Below are 12,503 nucleotides of genomic sequence, written 5' to 3' on the forward strand. Positions count from 1 at the left end.
CATTAGTGCAAAAAAATCCCTTGTGTTGCAACGAATTCGCCCCCGCCGGGGACTCGGCGGGGGCGAAAATCCGTGTTCTGACAGGGCTTTTCGCGCCTTAGGCGACGGCCGGCTTGAAGACGGGACGCTTGTTCTCGTACGTGGTGATCGCGGCCTCGTGGCGCAACGTCAGTCCGATGTCGTCGAGGCCCTCCATGAGCCGCCAGCGGCTGAAATCGTCGATCGGGAACTGCCAGGAGGCGTCGTCCACGCGCACCTGACGGCCCTCGAGGTCCACCGTGATCTGCTTTTCCGGCTCGCTGTCGGCCATGTCCCAGAGCGCCTCGACGGCCTTCTGGTCGAGCTGGACGGGCAGCAGGCCCTCCTTGAGCGCGTTGCCGCGGAAGATGTCGCCGAACCGGGCGGCGATGACCACCTTGAAGCCCCAGTCGCGCAGTGCCCAGACCGCGTGCTGCCGGGACGAGCCGGTGCCGAAGTTGGGGCCGGCGACCAGGATCGTGGCGCCCGCGTGGGCCGGGTTGTTGAGCACGAAGGAGGGGTCGTCGCGCCAGGCGTTGAACAGCCCGTCCTCGAACCCGGTGCGGGTGACCCGCTTGAGGTAGACCGCCGGGATGATCTGGTCGGTGTCCACATCGGAACGGCGCAGCGGCATCACCTTGCCGCTGTGGGCGATGAACTTGTCCATCTCTGGTATCTCCTCTTACAGATCCGCCGGAGCGGCCAGCCGGCCGGCCACGGCGGTGGCGGCGGCGACCTGCGGCGAGACGAGGTGGGTGCGCCCGCCCTTGCCCTGCCGGCCCTCGAAGTTGCGGTTGGACGTGGAGGCGGCCCGCTGGCCGGGGCTGAGCGTGTCGGGGTTCATCCCCAGGCACATGGAGCAGCCGGCGAAGCGCCACTCGGCGCCCGCGTCGGTGAAGACCTTGTCCAGGCCCTCGGCCTCGGCCGCCTCGCGCACCTGGTACGAGCCCGGGACGATCATCATGCGGACGCCGTCGTGCACCTGGTGGCCGCGCAGCACGTCGGCGGCGGCGCGCAGGTCCTCGAGCCGGCCGTTGGTACAGGAGCCGACGAAGACCACGTCGACCGGGACGTCCCGGAACGGCGTGCCCGGGGTCAGGTCCATGTACGCCAGGGCGCGGCGCGCGGCGTTGCGGTCGGTCTCCTCGATGAACTCGTCGGGGTCGGGCACCACGCCGTCCAGCGGCGCGCCCTGACCGGGGTTGGTGCCCCAGGTGATGAACGGGCTGACCGCCGAGGCGTCCAGGATGATCTCGGTGTCGAACTCCGCGCCCTCGTCGGTGACGAGCGTCTTCCAGTACTCGACCGCGGCGTCCCACTGCTCGCCGGCGGGCGCGTGCTCGCGGCCCTTCAGGTACGCGAACGTGGTCTCGTCCGGCGCGATCATGCCGGCCTTGGCGCCCCACTCGATGCTCATGTTGCAGATGGTCATCCGGCCCTCCATCGAGAGGTTGCGGATGGCCTCGCCGCGGTACTCCACGATGTGGCCGTTGCCGCCGCCGGTGCCGGTCTGCGTGATGAGCGCGAGGATCAGGTCTTTCGCGGAGACGCCGGGGCGCAGCTCGCCGACGACCGTGACGGCCATCGTCTTCGGCTTGGCCTGCGGCAGCGTCTGGGTGGCGAGCACGTGCTCGACCTCGCTCGTGCCGATGCCGAAGGCCAGCGCGCCGAACGCGCCGTGGGTCGCGGTGTGCGAGTCGCCGCAGACGATGGTCAGACCGGGCTGGGTCAGGCCGAGCTGCGGGCCGATCACGTGCACGATGCCCTGCTGCACGTCGCCGAGCGGGCGGATCTGCACGCCGAACTCGGCGCAGTTCTTGCGCAGCGTCTCGATCTGCGTGCGGGAGACCGTGTCGGTGATCGTGAGGAGCTCGCCGCGACGGGTGTTGAACGAGGGATCCGCGTACCCGGTCGGGGTGTTGTGGTCCTCGGTCGCGAGCGTGAGGTCGGTGCGCCGCACGGGCCGGCCCGCCATCCGCAGACCGTCGAAGGCCTGCGGGCTGGTCACCTCGTGCAGGAGGTGGAGGTCGATGTAGAGCAGATCGGGCTCGCCGTCGGCGGCACGCACGACATGGTCGTCCCAGACCTTTTCCGCCAAGGTCCGCGGCTTCGGAGTGACTCCCACCATCTGGACATCCTAAATTCTGGGAGGTATGTTTCGGCTTGTGGGACACAGTATGAGCGGTGTCGGCGTTCTCGACAAGGCGGTAGTCATCCTGGCGGCGTGTGTCGACGGCGCCAGCCTGGCCGAGCTCGTCGAGCGCACGAAGCTGCCCCGGGCAACGGCACATCGCCTGGCCCAGGCCTTGGAGATACACCGGATGCTGGTCCGCGACACCCAGGGCCGGTGGCGTCCGGGCCCCCGTCTGGGCGAGCTGGCGAACGCCGCACCGGACGTTCTGCTGACCGCGGCCGAGCCCCTGCTTTCCGCATTGCGGGATGCCACCGGGGAAAGTGGGCAGCTCTACTTGCGCCGCGCCGACGAGCGCATCTGCGTGGCCGCGGCCGAGCGCGCGAGCGGCCTGCGCGACACCGTCCCGGTCGGCTCGGTGCTGCCGATGACCGCCGGCTCGGCCGCGCAGATCCTGCTCGCCTGGGAACCGCCCGAGGCCGTCATGCCGCTGCTGCCCCGCTGCAAGTTCACCGGCCGCACGCTGGCCGAGGTGCGCCGGCGCGGCTGGGCGCAGAGCGTCGCCGAGCGCGAGCCGGGTGTGGCGAGTGTCTCCGCCCCGATCCGCGACCGCACCGGCCGGGTGATCGCCGCCATCTCGATAAGCGGACCGATCGAGCGCCTGGGTCGCCGCCCCGGCGAGCGGCACGCGATGGCCGTCGTCCGCGCCGGCCAGCGCCTCTCCGGCCTGTGACAAGGATCGCCGGGTCGTCTCGCCGTGGAATCCCTTCGACTCTTCGGCCGCGAGGCGGAGTGCGCCGCGCTTGACGCGCTTCTCCGGCAGGCGCGAGCCGGGCGCAGCTCGAGCTTGGTGCTGCGCGGAGAGGCCGGCGTCGGCAAGACCGCATTGCTTCGGTACGCCGAGAGCACCGCGCCCGGAGCCTTGTGGATCAGCGGCGTCGAGTCGGAGGCCGACTTCCCGTACGCGGCGCTGCACCGGCTGCTGATCCCGCTGCTGGGTGACCGCGGGCGGCTACCGGCCGGACAGCGCGCCGCCCTCGAGGTGGCCTGCGGCCTCGCCGACGGCCCGACCTCCGACCTGTTCCTGGTGAGCCTCGCGGCCCTGACCCTGCTCGCCGACTCGCCACAGCTGTGCGTGGTGGACGACGCCCAGTGGCTCGACCGCGAGTCGTTGCGGGCCCTCGCCTTCGTCGCCCGTCGCCTGCACGCCGAGGGCGTGGTGCTCCTGTTCGGCCTGCGCGCCGACGACGACGACGAGCCGGGCCTGCTGGCCGGGGTCGAGCAGCGGCACATCGCCGGCCTGGCCGCCGACCCCGCGGTGGCACTGCTCACCGACGTGGTGGACACCCCGGTCGACCGGGCCCTGGCCGAGCACGTCGCCCGGTCGACCGGCGGCAACCCGCTCGCGATCACCGATCTGGGCCGGGAGCTCACCGCCGAACAACTCACCGGCAGCGCCCCGCTGCCCGAGCCGATCCCGGTCGGCAGCCGCCTGGAGGCGCACTACACCGCCCAGATCCGGGACTATCCCGAGGCGACGCGGACGTGGCTGCTGCTGGCCGCGGCGTCCGGGGGCAGCGGCGACCAGCTGACGGCGGCCGGGCGACTGCTCGGCGCCGGTCCGGCCGACGCCGCGCCGGCCGAGGCCGACCGTCTCGTCACCGGGTCCCCGCCCGCGACGTTCCGGCATCCGCTGGTGCGCTCGGCCGTCTACGGCGGGGCCACGACCGCGGCCCGCCGCGCCGTGCACCGGGCGCTGGCCGAGGTCACCACCGACGGCGCCGACGCCGACCGGCGCGCCTGGCACCTGGCCGCGGCGGCCGACGGGCCGGACGAACAGGTCGCGGCCGAACTGGAACGCCGCGCCGACCGGGCCGGGGCCCGCGGCGGCCACACCGCCCGCGCCACCTTCCTGACCCGGGCGGTCGAACTGACGCCCGACCCGGCCGCCCGGGACATCCGCCAGGTCCACGCGGCCGAGGCGGCCGTCGCCGCCGGCGCCTTCAGCCGGGCGGTCCTGCTGCTGGACGCGGTCGACGAGGCGGCGCTGCCGGGACCGTCGCGCGGCAAGGCCCTGCTCACCCGGGCCGCCGCTGAGATCAACGCGGGAGTGCCGATCGGGCAGCAGCTCGGGGTGGCGCGATGCCTGGCCGCAGCCGAGGCGTTCGGTGACGACCGGGAGCGGGCGTTGCGGGCCGTGGTGCAGGCGGTCGAGCAGGCGATCGGCGCCGAATACGTGTCCACCGTGTCCGAGGCGGAGATCGCCGCCGCGGCCGCGCCGCTGGCCGGCGAGCACCCGGCCGGCGTCGACGAGCTGATCCTGGCCGGATACACGGCGTTCACGCTCGGCCGGTACGAGGACGGGGTGCCGGCCCTGCGCCGCGCGATCGCGGCGATCGCCGACCCGGCCGTGCCCGACGACATCCTGCTGTCCCGCCTCGTGGTGGGCGTCAACTTCGCCAACCTGATCTGGGAGGACGACACCAAGAAGGAGCTTCTCGACCGGGCCGAGGCGGCCGCCCGCCGCACCGGCGCGCTGTACGCCCTCGACCAGGTGCACTACCTCGGCGCGATGACCGAGGCGCTGCTCGGCCGGCTGCTCGAGGCCGACCGGCACGACGCGGCCGGCCAGCGGTTGCGCCGGGCTCTCGGCATGACCGCCGACCAGGAGCTGGTCTGGCGCCACCCCGAGCTGGTGACCTGGCGCGACGAGCCGGGGGTCAAGGAATCGGTGCGCGCGGCGCTCGGCGTCTTCGAGATGCTCAACCTTGGTGCGCTGCAATCCGTGACCCAGCTCAGCCTGGCGACGCGCGACATCGCCGAGGGCCAGTACGCGTCGGCCCGGGACACTCTGCTCGGCCTGATGAAGCTCGGCAACCCGCGACGGTACGCCTGGGGCCTGCCCGACCTGGTCGAGGCCGCGCTGCGCTCCGGCGACCGGCGCACCGCCAAGCTCGCCCTCGCCGACCTCGACGTGGCGGTCCGTGCCGCCGGCTCGCCCCGAGGCCGGGGGCTGCTCGATCGCTCGCGCGCCCTGCTGGCCGGCCACGACGAGGCCGAGGCGCACCACCGGCGGGCGATCGACGGGCTGACCGGCACCCTCGGCTACGGCGACCTGGCCCGGGCGCATCTGCTCTACGGCGAATGGCTGCGCCGGCAGCGGCGACGGCGGGACGCCCGCGAGCAGCTCGGCACGGCGCTGGAGATGTTCGAGGCGGTGCGGGCCGAGGCGTTCGCCGAGCGGACGCGCAAGGAGCTGCGCGCGCTCGGCGGGACCGTGCTCACCCCCGTACGCAAGCCAGACGAAACGGCCTTGACCCCCCAGGAGGCCGCCGTTGCGCGCCTGGCCCGGGATGGTGGAACGAATGCCGAGATAGCGGCGAATTTGTTCCTGAGCGCCAACACGGTCGACTACCACCTGCGCAAGGTGTACCGGAAGCTCGGCGTGCGGTCGCGCCGGCAGCTACGCGGGAGTTTGCACGACTGACTACGCGCCGCACGTGATTCGCGGGTGGACGCGCTCCCACCACGATCGGCCCATGAAGCCGATCGTTCTGGTCCACGGATTCTGGGTGACCCCGCGCAGCTGGGAGAACTGGATCGCGCACTACGAGGCCAAGGGGCACCAGGTGATCGCGCCGGCCTACCCCGGGTTCGAGGTCGAGGTGGAGGCGCTCAACGCCGACCCCACCCCGGTCCTGAACGTCACCGTCCCGCAGATCATCGCGCATTTCGAGGAGGCGATCCGTGCTCTGCCCGAGTCGCCGATCATCATGGGGCACTCGGCCGGCGGCGCGTTCACCCAGATCCTGCTCGACCACGGCCACGGCGTGGCGGGGGTCGCGCTGAACTCGGCGCCGACCGAGGGCGTGAGGGTCGTTCCGCTGTCGCAGCTGAAGTCCACGTTCCCGGTCCTCAAGTCGCCGGCCAACCGGCACAAGGCCATCCCTCTGACCTTCGAGGAGTGGAAGTACGCCTTCACCAACACGTTCGACGAGGACGAGGCGCGGGCGCTCTACGAGCGGTACGCGATCCCGGCGAGCGGCGGGATCCTGTGGGGCGGGGTGCTGGCCAACTTCCAGCCGGGCCACCAGGACACCTGGGTCGACTACCACAACGACAACCGGGCGCCGCTGCTGTTCGTCTCCGGCTCGGAGGACCACATCATGCCGCCGGCGATCCAGGAGTCGAACTGCAAGCACTACAAGTCGAACACGATCACCGAGCGGCGTGAGTACGAGGGATACGCCCACCTGCTGCCGGCCCAGAAGGGCTGGGAGCAGATCGCGGACGAGGTCCTGGACTGGGCCCTGGCCCACGCGAAATGATCGATCTGACCATCACGCACGTCGGCGGGCCGACCACGCTGCTGGAGATCGGCGGGGTGCGGCTGCTGGTGGATCCGACGTTCGATCCGCCCGGCCGGCGGTATTCGTTCGGCTGGGGCACGTCGTCGCGCAAGACCGCCGGGCCGGCCCTGCCGGTCTCCGCGTTGGGCGATCTCGACGCGGTGCTGCTGACGCACGATCAACACGCGGACAATTTAGATAGTTCGGGCAGACGCTTGTTGTCCTCGGCACCTCTGGTGATCACGACCCCGGCTGCGGCGCGCCGGGTCGGTGGGGTGGGGCTGGCGGTGTGGGAGTCGGCGATGGTCGGCGATCTGTCGGTCACCGCGACGCCGTCGCGGCACGGGCCGGCCTGGGCCGTGCCGCTGGTCGGGCCGACCACCGGCTTCGCGCTCCGGCCGCCCGGCGCTTCGTCCATTGTGTGGATCTCCGGGGACACGGTGCTGTTTCCCGGCGTGCTCGAGGTGGCGTCCCGGTTCACCGTGGACACGGCGATCCTGCACCTGGGCAAGGTGCAGTTCGGCCTCACCGGTCCGGCCCGGTTCACGATGACCGGGCGGGACGCGGTGCGGCTGTGCTCCGCCGTCAAGCCGCGCCGGGTCGTGCCGGTGCATTACGAGGGCTGGTCGCACTTCCACGAGGGCCGGGCCGAGATCTCGGCGGCCTTCCCTCAGGACGCGCTGACCTGGCTCGTGCCCGGGGTCCAGACCGCGTTGTCGTGAGCGAAGACGACCTGCCGCGGGTCGAAGGCCAGCAGCCGGTCGATCCACACCGGGTGGTGCCCGACGCCGGCCCGCTGGGACAGCACGTCGCCGGTGAACAGGCTGGCGTTGTCGTGGCTCTGACCGGCCACGACGATCGTGCCGTCCCGGCGGGTCACGACCACGGACTGGTGGCCCGCCGTGTGCCCGGGCGTCGGCACGATCACCACGCCGGGCAGGATCTCGGCCTCGCCGTCCAGCTCCTCGTACCGCGCGCCCGGGTGGTCGATCAGCTCCGGGATCGTGTGCTCGGTCGTGCGCGCCAGACTGAGCTCGGAACGCTGCGTGAAGACCGGGCGGCCGGCCAGTTCCGGGTTGCCGCCACAGTGGTCGAAATGCAGATGGCAGTTCACGACGTACTCGATGTCGTCGAGCTTGGCCCCCGCGGTCCGCAACGCGGCGGTGAGCGGAATCCGCCGCGGCCGGTAGTGCGCGTCCACCTCCGGGTGGCGGCCCATGCCCGTGTCGACCAGGACCAGCCCGATCGGATGCTCGATCAGGTATCCCAGGGTCGGCTCGACCCGCGCATGCTCGGTGCCGGTCTCCGACGCGGGCCGAACGAAATAGCCGAGATCGACCCGACGGACCACAATGTCTGCCATCGATCGATTATGCGGCCTCACGACGCGAGGCGAGACAGCAGGGTAGTCCTACGCCTATAGTCGTATGCATGATGCCCTACCTGCTCGGCACCCACGAGATCCGCCTCCGCCTGGGCAACATCAGCCGTCAGCGCGTCCACCAGATCGTCAACTATCGCCACTTCCCGAAGCCGATCGCCCACCTCGCCCTGGGCAACGTCTGGCTGGCCGACGACGTCGACGCCTGGATCCGCGAGCACCGCCCGAAGAACGCCCCGCTCACTCGATAGCGTCGGCTCACTAGTTGCACGACTATAGTCTTGAGTCTATAGTCGCGAGCATGTCGATCTGCCTACTCGGCACCCACGAGATCCGCCTGCGTCTGGGCGGCGTCACCCGTCAGCGCGCCTACCAGATCATCAGCTACGACCACTTCCCGAAACCGGTCGCCAAGCTCGCCCTGGGCAACGTCTGGCTCGCCGAGGACGTCGACGCCTGGATCCGCGAACACCGCCCGAGCAACTCCTCCCAGACGGAAAAGCGCGGCCGCCGAGCGCCATCCAGCCGTCGCGCCTGAGGTGACGCGCTCCTCGACGTGCGACCTGGGCGACCGGCGCTTCGGCCGGAGCAAGTCCACGTCGGGTGAAAACACTGGCGGCCCCACATCTTTCGATGTGAGGCCGCTACGCTGTGTAGCCCCGAAGGGATTCGAACCCTCGCTACCGCCTTGAGAGGGCGGCGTCCTAGGCCGCTAGACGACGGGGCCAGGACCTGCTTACTTGCATTCCGCTCTGCTTCAGCGGCGGGCCGAACTCTATCAGAAGTCCAGCACCACCATCCTCCGCGGATTGGTAGCGCTGGGGTACCAGGACTCGAACCTAGACTAACTGAACCAGAATCAGTCGGGCTGCCAATTACCCCATACCCCATCGGCCCGGGCTTGCCGGTGCCGAGTGAGAACTTTACCTGACCACCCCTGCCCTACCAAATCGGGTTACGGGTCTCGGAACAGATGCACGTGGGCGTGGGCCCACTCCAGGAACGTTGTCGCAGGTCGGCCGGTCAATTCGGCGACCGTGGGGACGGCGCGCTGGGGGTAGGCGAGGAGCGTTTCCTGGCCGTCGACGTACCACGCGGCGTGGTCGCCCATGTCCTTGGCCAGCTCCTCGATCGCTTCGTCCCGTGGTAACTCGACGTAACGAAGCTCACGCCCGAGCGCCCGCGCGATCTCGGCCACCTTCTCCCGGCGACTGAGCGACGCCGGGCCGGTCAGCTCGTAGGAGCGGCCCTCGTGGGCGTCCGAGAGCAGCACCCGGGCGGCGACCGCGGCCACGTCCTCCTGGGCGATCGGGGCGTTCGTCGCGTCACCGCACGTGTCGCGCACCACGTCGCCGGCCCGGATCTGCCGCGCCCAGAGGGTCGCGTTCGCCATGAACTCGCCCGGCTCGAGGTGGGTGAACGGGACACCGCACGCCTCGACCGCATCCTCCATGCCCTGCCAGTAACCACCTTTCGGCCCGGCCAGGTCGACGATGCGGCGGATTCCGGCGTCGGCCGCCATCCGGCAGGCCTCCACCACCGTCGGGAGGTGGGGTGCCAAATACAAGACATCCACGCCCGCGTACGCCCCGGGGAGCGTCGACGGCCGGCCGAGGAACCCGCGCGCGACCTCGACCCCGGCGGGCAGCGCGGCCCGGCCGGGGTCCACGGTCAGCGCGCGTACATCGTCGGCGCCGAGCGCCAGCAGCTCGTCGACCACCATCCGGCCGATGTTGCCGGTGGCGCCGGTCACCAGGATCTTCACTCGAGCGAGACCACCGGGTTACGCAGCTCGCCGATGCCCTGGATGGCGATCGAGCAGGTGTCGCCCGCGGTCAGCTCGCTCACGCCGGCGGGCGTACCGGTCAGGATGATGTCGCCGGGCAGCAAGGTCATGACATGCGAGACGTACGAGACCAGGGTGGGGACGTCGAAGACCATGTCCTTGGTGCGGCCGATCTGGCGCACCTCCATGGCCTCGGGGTTGCGGCCCACCTCGCAGCGGATCTCGAGGTCGCTCACGTCGAGGTCGGTGACGATCCACGGGCCGATCGGGCAGAACGAGTCGAAGCCCTTGGCCCGGGTCCACTGCGGGTCGCTGCGCTGCAGGTCGCGGGCGGTGACGTCGTTGCCGATCGTGTAGCCGAAGATCGCTCTCTCGGCGCCGGCGCGGTCGACGCGGCGGGCGCCGGTCGCGCCGATCACCACGGCGAGCTCGGCCTCCTCCTCGACGCGCTGCGACTGCGGTGGCAGCCGGATCGCGTCGTTGGGCCCGATCACCGAGGTGGAGGGCTTGATGAAGATCAGCGGCTCCTTGGGCACCTCGTTGCCGAACTCGGCGGCGTGGTCGGCGTAGTTGCGGCCGACCCCGATCACCTTGCTCGAGAAGATCGGCGCGAGCAGGCGTACGTCGGCGAGCGCCCAGCGCTGGCCGGTGAACTGCACCTTTTCGAAGGGCAGGGAGCCGATCTCGGCGATGGTCAGGCCGCTGGAGCCGTCACCCTCGACTACGCCGAAGGAGACACCGCCAGCATGGACAAATCGGGCGAAACGCACGGAAGAATCCCATCTTCTAGAACCTCTCCCGAAATCTACGCCGGTCGCGAAGCGCCGTTCGACTCCGCGCCGAGCCTGGGGAACGGGTCGAGGGAGAAGATCACCTCGACCGGGACTTCGAAGTACGCGCAGATCCGCAGCGCCAGGTGAAGGCTGGGGCTGAACTCGCCGCGCTCCAGGTAGCCCACCGTCTGGTAGTGCACACCCAGGGCGTCGGCGAGCTGCCGCCGCGAGATGCCGCGCTCGGCGCGCAGCATCGCGATCCGGTTGTACGTGATCTCGCTGCTCATCAGCGGCCCATCGTGGCGATCGCCCGCTCGCGCCGCGCCGCCACCGCCGAGCCGGACTCGCGCCGCGCCATGCGCCGCAGGATCCAGGGCGCGAGCGCCAGCCCGAGCACCGCCCAGAAGGCCAGCACGCCGAACGTCTCGAGGTGGCGCCACGAATGGGTCAGCTCGACGGCCGCCAGCGAGTCGGGAAGGAACACCGAGCGCATGCCCAACCCTAGCCAGTACATCGGGAACAGCTGCGCGACGCCCTGCAGCCACCCGGGCATCGCGGTGATCGGATAGAAGATGCCGGAGATCGCCACCAGCCCGAAGATCGGCAGGATGATCAGGCCCATGTTGCGCGGGTTCTCGAAGATCGAGCCGAGGACCGCGCCGATCGGCATCGTCGACAGGAACGCCAGCGGCACCAGCCAGGCCAGCATCAGCCAGCCGCTCGCGCTCACGTGCAGGCCGCTGCCGACCAGCAGCAGGCCCGGCACCAGCTGGATGAGCAGGCTGACCAGCGTCATGCCGCCGACCACCACGGCCTTGCCGATCAGGTAGCTGCTCATCCCGTTCGGCGTGGCCTTGGCCCGCAGCAGCGTGCCGTCCTCCCGCTCGACCACGAGCTGCTGGGAGACGGTCATCAGACCGCCGAAGGCCAGTCCCATGCCGAGGATGCTGGGCAGGGTGCTGGCGCCGAGCGAGAACGTGGTGCCCGGCACGTGCGCGTCCCGCATGAAGAAGATCGTCCCGAGCAGGAGAAGGGCCGGGAAGAGGTAGGTGAACAGGTCGATGCCGTTGGTCAGGGTCTGCCGCAGCTCGATGCCGCCCCGAGCCACACCCGCCCGCAGTGGAGTCATCATCGGGCTTCTCCCTCCGACTCCAGGACCAGCTTCATGTACGTGTCCTCCAGGCTGTTGCGCCGCACCTCGAGGTCGTCGATGCCCTCCCCGTACTGCAGGAAGAGCTGCCGGACGAACGGGGTCGCGTCGACCGCCGAGTGCACGAAGCGCTGGCCGTCGCGCGTCCAGCGGATCTCGGTCTCGCCGGCCACCCGCCGGGACAGCTCGTCGGCCGAGCCGTCCGCGATGATCCGGCCCTGGCCCAGGATCACGATGCGGTCGGCCAGCTTTTCCGCCTCGTCGAGGTCGTGCGTGGTCAGCAGGATCGTCGTGTCGTCCACATCGGTCAGCCGGTGCACCAGGTCGTGGAACTCGCGGCGGGCCGCCGGGTCGAAACCGACCGTGGGCTCGTCGAGAAAGAGCAGCTCGGGCCGGCCGACGATGCCGATCGCCACGTCGAGCCGGCGGCGCTGACCGCCGGAGAGACGCATGACCCGCTGGCCGCCGAGCTCGGTGAGGCCGACGACGTCGAGCAGGTCGTCGACGGGCCAGGGGCGGCGGATCCGGTCGGTCGAGTACGGCGCGTAGTACGTACCCAAATGTTTGAGAAGCTCGCGAACCCGCCACTTGCCGTGGTCGCGCCAGGACTGAAGCACCACGCCGATGCGGGCGCGCCAGCGCTCGCCGGCCGTCGCCGGGTCGACACCCAGCACGCTCACCTCGCCGGCCGAGCGCATGCGGAAACCCTCGAGGATCTCGATCGTGGTCGTCTTGCCCGCGCCGTTCGGCCCGAGAAGAGCGAGCACCTCGCCGCGCCGGGCCGTGAAGCTGACGCCGTCGAGCACGTCCCTGGTGCCGTAACGCATCCGCAGGTCACGGACGTCGATGACCCGCTCGTCGGGCGGCACCGGCATGCCGACGTCGAGCGCCCCCGTCAAAGTCATTCCTCCCATG

General features: G+C 70.8%; 14 protein-coding genes and 2 tRNA genes. 6 read left to right on the forward strand and 10 right to left on the reverse strand.

Annotation, left to right across the window (positions count from 1 at the left end; genetic code table 11):
- Nucleotides 1-97: 97 nt before the first annotated feature.
- A complete protein-coding gene (gene leuD / locus A3CQ_RS0147530; protein ID WP_020518040.1) occupies nt 98-685 on the reverse strand; it encodes a 3-isopropylmalate dehydratase small subunit in 588 nt (195 codons plus the stop codon).
- A 15-nt stretch (nt 686-700) separates the two neighbouring features.
- Entirely contained in the window at nt 701-2,146 is a 1,446-nt protein-coding gene (leuC, locus tag A3CQ_RS0147535) for a 3-isopropylmalate dehydratase large subunit (protein ID WP_026207007.1), read from the reverse strand.
- 49 nt (nt 2,147-2,195) lie between these two features.
- Here leuC and A3CQ_RS0147540 point away from each other — a divergent pair, with 49 nt between their 5' ends.
- From A3CQ_RS0147540 to A3CQ_RS0147555, 4 genes are read left to right on the forward strand one after another with little or no spacing between them, the layout of a single operon-like run.
- Complete coding sequence (locus A3CQ_RS0147540; protein ID WP_020518042.1) at nt 2,196-2,882, forward strand: IclR family transcriptional regulator; 687 nt, start codon at nt 2,196-2,198, stop codon at nt 2,880-2,882.
- Between the two features lie 24 nt (nt 2,883-2,906).
- Nucleotides 2,907-5,636, forward strand: coding sequence for an AAA family ATPase (locus A3CQ_RS0147545; protein ID WP_020518043.1), 2,730 nt, complete (start codon nt 2,907-2,909; stop codon nt 5,634-5,636).
- Nucleotides 5,637-5,688: 52 nt separating this feature from the next.
- Nucleotides 5,689-6,477 carry an alpha/beta hydrolase gene (locus A3CQ_RS0147550; protein ID WP_020518044.1) on the forward strand — a complete coding sequence of 263 codons (789 nt, stop codon included), beginning with the start codon at nt 5,689-5,691 and terminating at the stop codon, nt 6,475-6,477.
- Nucleotides 6,474-7,220, forward strand: coding sequence for an MBL fold metallo-hydrolase (locus A3CQ_RS0147555; protein WP_020518045.1), 747 nt, complete (start codon nt 6,474-6,476; stop codon nt 7,218-7,220). Before A3CQ_RS0147550 ends, A3CQ_RS0147555 begins: the two co-directional genes overlap by 4 nt.
- On the opposite strand, the gene A3CQ_RS0147560 is transcribed toward A3CQ_RS0147555, so the two are convergent.
- Nucleotides 7,169-7,861: an N-acyl homoserine lactonase family protein gene (locus tag A3CQ_RS0147560; protein WP_026207009.1), complete on the reverse strand. Its 693-nt coding sequence runs from the start codon at nt 7,859-7,861 to the stop codon at nt 7,169-7,171. The genes A3CQ_RS0147555 and A3CQ_RS0147560 overlap by 52 nt on opposite strands.
- Nucleotides 7,862-7,929: 68 nt before the next feature.
- Here A3CQ_RS0147560 and A3CQ_RS0147565 point away from each other — a divergent pair, with 68 nt between their 5' ends.
- Nucleotides 7,930-8,130 carry a helix-turn-helix transcriptional regulator gene (locus A3CQ_RS0147565; RefSeq protein ID WP_020518047.1) on the forward strand — a complete coding sequence of 67 codons (201 nt, stop codon included), beginning with the start codon at nt 7,930-7,932 and terminating at the stop codon, nt 8,128-8,130.
- A 50-nt stretch (nt 8,131-8,180) separates the two neighbouring features.
- The gene (locus A3CQ_RS56530; protein ID WP_020518048.1) at nt 8,181-8,417 is read left to right on the forward strand and encodes a helix-turn-helix transcriptional regulator; all 237 of its coding nucleotides are present in this window, start codon (nt 8,181-8,183) and stop codon (nt 8,415-8,417) included.
- Nucleotides 8,418-8,533: 116 nt separating this feature from the next.
- Here A3CQ_RS56530 and A3CQ_RS0147575 read toward each other — a convergent pair.
- The 7 genes from A3CQ_RS0147575 to A3CQ_RS0147605 form a co-directional block, all read right to left on the reverse strand.
- Nucleotides 8,534-8,606: transfer RNA gene (locus A3CQ_RS0147575), tRNA-Glu, on the reverse strand.
- A 91-nt stretch (nt 8,607-8,697) separates the two neighbouring features.
- Nucleotides 8,698-8,769: transfer RNA gene (locus tag A3CQ_RS0147580), tRNA-Gln, on the reverse strand.
- A gap of 65 nt (nt 8,770-8,834) precedes the next feature.
- Nucleotides 8,835-9,644 (reverse strand): NAD(P)H-binding protein, encoded by an 810-nt coding sequence (locus A3CQ_RS0147585; protein WP_020518049.1) that lies wholly within the window; start codon nt 9,642-9,644, stop codon nt 8,835-8,837.
- Entirely contained in the window at nt 9,641-10,435 is a 795-nt protein-coding gene (locus A3CQ_RS0147590) for a fumarylacetoacetate hydrolase family protein (RefSeq protein WP_020518050.1), read from the reverse strand. Before A3CQ_RS0147590 ends, A3CQ_RS0147585 begins: the two co-directional genes overlap by 4 nt.
- A 35-nt stretch (nt 10,436-10,470) precedes the next feature.
- Nucleotides 10,471-10,725: a helix-turn-helix transcriptional regulator gene (locus tag A3CQ_RS0147595; RefSeq protein ID WP_020518051.1), complete on the reverse strand. Its 255-nt coding sequence runs from the start codon at nt 10,723-10,725 to the stop codon at nt 10,471-10,473.
- On the reverse strand, nt 10,725-11,567 hold the full coding sequence (locus A3CQ_RS0147600; protein WP_020518052.1) for an ABC transporter permease: 843 nt from the start codon (nt 11,565-11,567) through the stop codon (nt 10,725-10,727). The genes A3CQ_RS0147595 and A3CQ_RS0147600 overlap by 1 nt, the downstream gene beginning before the upstream one ends.
- The gene (locus A3CQ_RS0147605; RefSeq protein WP_245577677.1) at nt 11,567-12,493 is read right to left on the reverse strand and encodes an ABC transporter ATP-binding protein; all 927 of its coding nucleotides are present in this window, start codon (nt 12,491-12,493) and stop codon (nt 11,567-11,569) included. Before A3CQ_RS0147605 ends, A3CQ_RS0147600 begins: the two co-directional genes overlap by 1 nt.
- Between the last annotated feature and the right edge of the window lie 10 nt (nt 12,494-12,503).

The organism is Paractinoplanes globisporus DSM 43857 (assembly GCF_000379645.1).
Lineage (GTDB): Bacteria > Actinomycetota > Actinomycetes > Mycobacteriales > Micromonosporaceae > Actinoplanes > Actinoplanes globisporus.

Bases quoted from the DNA above. Each gene is read 5' to 3' on its own strand.
- A3CQ_RS0147540 (WP_020518042.1), top strand. From the start codon at position 2,196: ATGAGCGGTGTCGGCGTTCTCGACAAGGCGGTAGTCATCCTGGCGGCG.
- A3CQ_RS0147550 (WP_020518044.1), top strand. From the start codon at position 5,689: ATGAAGCCGATCGTTCTGGTCCACGGATTCTGGGTGACCCCGCGCAGC.
- A3CQ_RS0147595 (WP_020518051.1), bottom strand. From the start codon at position 10,725: ATGAGCAGCGAGATCACGTACAACCGGATCGCGATGCTGCGCGCCGAG.
- A3CQ_RS0147565 (WP_020518047.1), top strand. From the start codon at position 7,930: ATGATGCCCTACCTGCTCGGCACCCACGAGATCCGCCTCCGCCTGGGC.
- leuC (WP_026207007.1), bottom strand. From the start codon at position 2,146: ATGGTGGGAGTCACTCCGAAGCCGCGGACCTTGGCGGAAAAGGTCTGG.
- A3CQ_RS56530 (WP_020518048.1), top strand. From the start codon at position 8,181: ATGTCGATCTGCCTACTCGGCACCCACGAGATCCGCCTGCGTCTGGGC.
- A3CQ_RS0147560 (WP_026207009.1), bottom strand. From the start codon at position 7,861: ATGGCAGACATTGTGGTCCGTCGGGTCGATCTCGGCTATTTCGTTCGG.
- A3CQ_RS0147605 (WP_245577677.1), bottom strand. From the start codon at position 12,493: ATGACTTTGACGGGGGCGCTCGACGTCGGCATGCCGGTGCCGCCCGAC.
- A3CQ_RS0147600 (WP_020518052.1), bottom strand. From the start codon at position 11,567: ATGACTCCACTGCGGGCGGGTGTGGCTCGGGGCGGCATCGAGCTGCGG.
- A3CQ_RS0147555 (WP_020518045.1), top strand. From the start codon at position 6,474: ATGATCGATCTGACCATCACGCACGTCGGCGGGCCGACCACGCTGCTG.
- leuD (WP_020518040.1), bottom strand. From the start codon at position 685: ATGGACAAGTTCATCGCCCACAGCGGCAAGGTGATGCCGCTGCGCCGT.